The organism is Streptomyces phytophilus (genome assembly GCF_013870535.1).
Taxonomy (GTDB): domain Bacteria; phylum Actinomycetota; class Actinomycetes; order Streptomycetales; family Streptomycetaceae; genus Streptomyces; species Streptomyces phytophilus.
Genome location: NZ_JACBXC010000250.1, coordinates 1 through 6,342, shown reverse-complemented (window position 1 = coordinate 6,342; position 6,342 = coordinate 1). Strand labels below are relative to the sequence as shown.

General features: G+C 75.0%; 5 protein-coding genes. All 5 read right to left on the bottom strand.

Translation table 11 applies throughout. From position 1 onward, the window contains the following. Nucleotides 1-1,539: type I polyketide synthase (locus tag H5J30_RS13910; RefSeq protein WP_181787748.1), on the bottom strand; the 1,539-nt coding region annotated here is incomplete at its 3' end. 97 nt (nt 1,540-1,636) lie between these two features. Further along, entirely contained in the window at nt 1,637-1,855 is a 219-nt protein-coding gene (locus H5J30_RS13905) for a ferredoxin (protein WP_220188882.1), read from the bottom strand. Beyond that, nucleotides 1,852-3,111 (bottom strand): cytochrome P450, encoded by a 1,260-nt coding sequence (locus tag H5J30_RS13900; RefSeq protein WP_181787747.1) that lies wholly within the window; start codon nt 3,109-3,111, stop codon nt 1,852-1,854. The genes H5J30_RS13905 and H5J30_RS13900 overlap by 4 nt, the downstream gene beginning before the upstream one ends. A gap of 16 nt (nt 3,112-3,127) precedes the next feature. Next, on the bottom strand, nt 3,128-4,684 hold the full coding sequence (locus tag H5J30_RS13895) for a long-chain-fatty-acid--CoA ligase (RefSeq protein WP_181787746.1): 1,557 nt from the start codon (nt 4,682-4,684) through the stop codon (nt 3,128-3,130). Then, nucleotides 4,681-6,342 (bottom strand): SDR family NAD(P)-dependent oxidoreductase (locus H5J30_RS13890; protein ID WP_181787745.1); only part of this gene is annotated, 1,662 nt, incomplete at its 5' end. The genes H5J30_RS13890 and H5J30_RS13895, both read right to left, overlap by 4 nt.

The following is a 6,342-nucleotide window of genomic DNA, read 5'->3' as shown; positions in this document are numbered from 1 at the left end:
GGCCGCGGCGGCGCCGGCCGCGAACTCCCGTAGCCGCACCGCCTGCTGCCGCAGGGCGGCCTCACCGCGTGCGGAGAGGATCCACGGGACGACGGCGGAGAGGGCTTCCCGGTCGGCTTCCGGTTCCGGCCGTCCGTTTTCTGCGGCCTCCTCGGCTTCCTCAAGGATCACGTGGGCGTTGGTGCCGGTGATGCCGAACGACGACACGCCCGCCCGCCGGGGTCCGCCACGCTCCGGCCACGGCCTGGCCGCGGTCAGCAGCTCCAACGTCCCCGCCGCCCAGTCGACATGGGGGGACGGCTCGTCGACGTGCAGCGTCGCGGGCAGCACGCCGTGGCGCATCGCCATGACCGTCTTCATGACCCCGGCCATCCCCGCCGCCGCCTGGGTGTGCCCGATGTTCGACTTCACCGTCCCCAGCAGCAGGGGCCGTTCGGCCGGGCGCCCGCGGCCGTAGGCGGCGGCGAGCGCCTGGGCCTCGATCGGGTCGCCGAGGCCGGTGCCGGTGCCGTGCGCCTCCACCGCGTCCACGTCGGCGGCGGTGAGCCGGGCGTCGGCCAGGGCGTCGCGGATGACCTGTTCCTGCGCCTCGTCGTTGGGGGCGGTCAGGCCGTTGCTCGCGCCGTCCTGGCCCACCGCCGTGCCCCGTACGACGGCCAGCACCCGGTGGCCGAGGCGGCGGGCGTCGGACAGGCGCTCCAGCAGCAGCACGCCCACGCCTTCGGCGGGGCCGAAGCCGTCGGCCGCCGCGGCGAACGCCTTGCACCGGCCGTCGGCGGCCAGGGCCCGCTGGCGGCTGAGGTCGACGATCCAGTTCGGGGAGGACATGACGGTGACGCCGCCGGCGAGCGCCATGGTGCACTCGCCGCGCCGCAGCGCCTGCACGGCGACGTGCAGGGCGGTCAGCGAGGACGAGCAGGCGGTGTCGACGGTCAGCGCGGGGCCGCGCAGTCCGAAGGTGTACGCGATCCGCCCCGACATCCCGCTCGTGGTGGTGCCGACGGCCAGGTAGCCCTCCAGGTCCCGCGCCGCCGGGTCGCCGTGGCGCGGCGCGTACTCCTGCGGCGTCCCGCCGACGAAGACGCCCACGGGCTCGCCCCGCAGCTCTCCGGCCGGGAGCCCGGCGCGCTCGAACGCCTCCCACGCCACTTCGAGCAGCAGCCGCTGCTGCGGGTCCATCGCCAGCGCCTCGCGCGGCGAGATCCCGAACAGGCCGGCATCGAAGTCGCCCGCCTCGCGCAGGAATCCGCCGGCGCGCAGACAGGTCCTGCCGGGCAGCCGGGGGTCGGGGTCGCGGAGCGCCTCCAGGTCCCAGCCGCGGTCGGCGGGCAGCGGCGACAGGCCCTCCCCGCCGTCGGCGACGAGGCGCCACAGCTCCTCGGGGGACGTCACTCCGCCGGGGAAGCGGCAGGCCATGGCGGTCACGGCGACGGGCTCGTGCCGCCCGGCCTCGGCCCGTTCGAGACGCTTCCGGGTCTCGCGGAGGTCGGCGGTGACCAGCCTCAGGTACTCGCGCAGCTGCTGTTCGTTGGCAGACACCGGAAAAGGGACTCCCGTCAGTGACATGGAGCGCGGGTACGGGGCGCGGACGCTCCGCCGCGTCGGTGGATCGCTCCCCCGCGGCTCCCGGGGCGGGCTACTCGACGTCGATCACCTGCGCGGGGCAGCGCACCGCCGCCTCGTGCACCGCCTCGTGCTGGTCCTCGGGCGGATCCCGGTGCAGGACCACGACCACGCCGTCCTCCTCCCTCTGGCCGAAGACCCCGGGCGCCACGAACGCGCACATGCCGGAGGCCACGCACTTGTCGACGTCGACGCCGATCCTCACCGGTCCGCCGCCCCCGCCACCCGTCATCCCGCCTTTCCCGCGGGCAGGACGGCGTCCCACGTCACCGGGACCTCGGCCGGTCCGTAGACGATGCTCCCCGTCTTGAACGGGACGTCGTCCAGCGGCACCGCGAGCCGCAGCGACGGGACGCGGCGCAGCAGGGTCTCCAGGGTCACCGTCAGCTCCAGCCGGGCCGTCTGCTGCCCGAAGCACTGGTGCGTGCCGTAGCCGAAGCCCAGGTGGTTGTTGGGCCGCCGGCCGACGTCCAGCCGGTCGGGGTCGGGGAACGCGCCGGTGTCGCGGTCGGCGGCCTGCATGGCGAGGACGACGTAGTCGCCTTCTGCCACCGGGTGGCCGCCGATCTCGGTGTCCCGGGTCGCCTGGCGGACGATGCCCGGGGCGCCCCCGAGGAAGCGCACGATCTCCTCGACCGCGCTGGGGATCAGCGAGGGGTCGGCACGCAGCCGGGCCAGCTCCGCCGGGTGTGCGAGGAGGGTGAGGAGGCCGTGGGCCATGACGGTCGCGGTGGTGTCGAAGCCGGGGACGAGCAGGGCGGCGCAGATGCCGACCAACTCCACGTCGGTGAAGGGCCGCTCGCCGGCTTCGCTGCGCGCGATGATGCGGCTGAGGCTGTCGTCCGCGGGCTCCGCGCGGCGGGTCACGACGAGCTTGTACAGGTACTCGTGGAGCGGCCGCATCACCTTGAGCACGTCCGCCTGGCTGGTGGCGCCGCTGAACATCACCGCCGCAGCGTTGTGGAACAGCTCCCGGTCCTCGTACGGCACGCCGACGAGCCCGCCGATCGCGGCGGTGGTGACGGGGACGGCGAAGTCGCCGTAGAAGTCGGCGGCCTGCCCGGCGGCGGCCAGCGCGTCGAGCCGCTCGTCGACGAGGTCCTGCACCATCGGACGCAGCTCCGCCATCCGCTGGGCGGTCGACACCTCCGGCCCGATGATCCGCCGGAACCGCTGGTAGTCCGCACCGTCCATGCGCGAGAACTCCACGTCTCCGACCGGCCGGTCGGGATCCGCGTGCGCCATCAGGTGGATCGCCTGCCCGGCGCGGCTGCTGAAGCGCCCGGCGTCCCCGAGCACGTCGCGCACGTCGTCGTAGCGGGTAACGAGCCACGCGGTGATGCCGGTCGGGCACTTCACCCGGACCACCGGCGTCCGCTCGCGCAGCCCGGCCATCTCCGGGGGCGGCCCGAAGGGGCACTCGCGCGGCTGCGGCAGCGGCAGGTCCAGCAGGTCGGGCCCTCCGGGGCGGTCCGTGCTCGCGTCCATGGTCTGGGTCCTCTCCCTAGGAACGGCCGCGCAGTTCGCGGCGCAGGATCTTGCCGCTCGCGGTGCGCGGCAGGGCGTCCACGAAGGCGTAGTCCGTGGGGCTCTTGTAGTCGGCGAGCCGGTCCCTGAGGAACGTCGTCAGCTCGCGCGGGGACGGCCGCTCCCCCGCCCGGGGTACGACGTACGCCCTGACCGCCTCGCCGCGCACCCGGTCCGGCACGCCCACCACGGCCACGTCGGCCACGCCCGGGTGCTTGCCCAGGGCGTTCTCGACCTCCGCCGGGTACACGTTCTCCCCGGCGACGAGGATGACGTCCTTGATGCGGTCGCGGATGTGGACGTAGCCGTCCTCGTCGAGGAAGCCCGCGTCGCCGGTGTGCAGCCAGCCGTCGACGACGGTGCGTTCGGTGTCGCGGGGCCGGTTCCAGTAGCCGTCCATGACGGCGGGGGTGTCGAGGAGGATCTCGCCGACCTGCCCGGCCGGCAGCGGGTCGCCGGCGCGGTCGACGACCTGCACGGCCACGCCGGGGTACGCCCGGCCCGCGGCGGTGAGGCGGGGCCCGCCGGGGACGTGGTCGGCCGGGGGCAGGCAGAGGGCGGAGGCGCACGTCTCGGTGAGGCCGAAGATCTGCGCGAACTCGCAGCCCATCACCTCCAGGCACCTGCGCAGCAGGGCCTCCGGCATCGGCGAGCCGCCGTACACGACCTTGCGCAGGCCCGCGAAGTCGGCTTCTCCCGCGCCCGGTTCGTCGAGGAGGACCTGCAGCATGGACGGCACCATCAGGGTGGTGGTGATGCCGCCGTCCCGGATCTGGCGGAGGGTGCGCCCGCCCTCGAAGCCCTGGCCGAGCACGTTGGCGGCCCCGGCGCGGAAGCCCTGGAGGAACCACCACGGGCCGCCGATGTGGTGGCCCGGCAGGACGTGCAGGATCCGGTCGTCCTCGCGCCAGTCGAGCCAGTCCAGGCGGTGGCGGGCCAGCAGGTCGTTGACCGCCCAGAAGCTGCGCTGGCTGAGCACCACGCCCTTGGGGGCGCCGGTGGTGCCGCTGGTGTAGATCTGCGTCAGCGGGTGGGCGGGGCCCGGGACGGCCTCGGGGGCGGTGTCGGGACGGCCGCCGGCCCAGGCGGCGAAGCCGCCGCCGGGCGCGTCGTCTTCGAGGCTGATCACGGCACGGAGGGCGGGCAGCGCGGGGCGGATCCGCTCGGCGGCGGGCAGCCGCCCGGCGTCGGCGAACAGCAGGGCGGCCCCCGAGTCGCGGAGTACGTGCTCGATCTCGCCGGGGGTGAGCCGGGGGTCGGCGGGCACCAGCACGGCGCCGGTCTTGGCGCAGGCCAGGAGGAGGTCGTAGTAGTGCTCGGTGTCCGCGGCGAGGTACGCGACGCGGGTGCCGGCGGTGACGCCCTCGGCGGCCAGTGCGCGGGCCGTACGGTTGCTGCGCAGGTCCAGGTCGAGGAAGGTGACCCGGCGGCCGGCGCACTCGATGGCGGTGCGGTCCGGGCGGACCTCGGCGTGGTGGGCCGCGGTGGCGGCGATGGTGGGGAACCGGACGGCGGTTCCGGTGGCCTGGCTCATCGTGCGTCTCCGTCCGTGCCGTTCGCGCTCTTCGTGCTGTTCGTGCCGTTCGCGCCGGGCGTGGCGGATGTGAGCCGTCCGTCGAGGAACTCCGCGAGCTGCGCGACCGACGGGTGGTCGAAGACGCTGGTGGCGGAGAGCTGGAGGCGGAAGCAGAGCTCCAGCGCGTTCTTCAGCTCGACCGCGGCCAGGGAGTCCAGGCCCACCTCGAAGAAGCGGGCGTCGGGCGGCACGTCGTCGGCGCCGTCGTAGTGCAGGAGGTCGGCGATGAGCCCGCGGACGGCGCGCGAGACGGTCTCCTGCCGCTCCGCCGCGGGCAGCGCCCGCAGGGCGTCCGGGTCGATGTCGACGCCCCGGCGCCGCGGGCCGCGTGCGACCTGCTGGTACAGGGCGTTGGGCTGCGGCCGGGTCGCGGCGAAGCGGTCCCAGTCGACCTCGGCGATGGTGACCTGGGCGGGCGGCCGGTCCAGCAGCCGGAACAGGGCGCGGATCCCGGCCGCCGGCCGGAAGAAGGAGAAGCCCTGCCGCTCGACGCTCGCGGCGTGCTGCGGGCCCGCGGCGGCGGCCAGGCCGATCTCCCCCCAGGCGCCCCAGTTGACGCTCGTCCCGGGCAGCCCGGCGGCGTGCCGCCGGCACATCAGGGTGTCGAGGAACGCGCTGCCCGCCGCGTAGTTCGCCTGGCCGCCGTTGCCGACGATCGAGGTCACGGTCGAGTAGCCGATGAAGAACCGCAGGTCCGGGAGGGAGAGGGCGGCCTTGTGCAGCAGCCAGCTGCCGTAGACCTTCGTCCGGAAGATCGTCTCGATGCTCTCCCAGGTCTGCGCGGCCACCGGGGCGTCGGCCAGCACGCCCGCGGCGTGCACGATGCCGCCGAGCGGCCGCTGCCGGGCCTCCAGGTCCGCGAAGACGCGGCGCACGTCGTCCTCGTCGCCGATGTCGGCCGCGTAGGCGGCGACTTCGACGTCCGGGCCGAGGCGTTCCCGGAGGGCGGCGAGGTCCTCCTCCGCCGGGGTGCGCCTGCCCAGCAGGGCCAGGTGGCGGGCGCCGAGGACCGCGAGGCGCTCGGCGACGAGGCGGCCGAGCGCGCCGAACCCGCCGGTGACGAGGTAGGTGTGGTCCGCGTCGACCTCGACGGGCGGTGCGGCGGGCGGCGGTTCGGTGCCGAGCCAGGCGTCGAATCCGATGACGAGCTTGCCGACGTTGGTGCCGCGGCTGAGGGACCTGAACGCCTCGTCGACCTCGTCGAGGGTGTGGACGGTGGTGGGGATGGGGGGCAGCTCCCCGGCCTCCATCAGCTCCATGACGGGGGCGAGCACCTCCGCGGTCAGCCGGCGGAGCTGCTCGGCGTCGAACACGCTGAAGTCGAAGGTGTGGTACGCGACGTCGGGCCGGGCCCGGTGGATCTCGTCGGGCGTCCACGCCCCCACCTTGCCCAGTTCGACGAAGCGGCCGCCGCGCCCGAGCGCCCGGAGGCTGGCCTCGACGCGGTCGCCGCCGAGGCTGTGGAGCACGATGTCGGCTCCCTCGCCGTCCGTGGCGGCCAGCACCTCGTCGGGGTACGCCAGCTCGCGGGAGTTCATGACGTGGCCGATGCCCTGGGCCCGCAGGAACGGCCACTTCTGCGGGCTGGCGGTGGCCAGGACCTCGGCCCCGGCCCG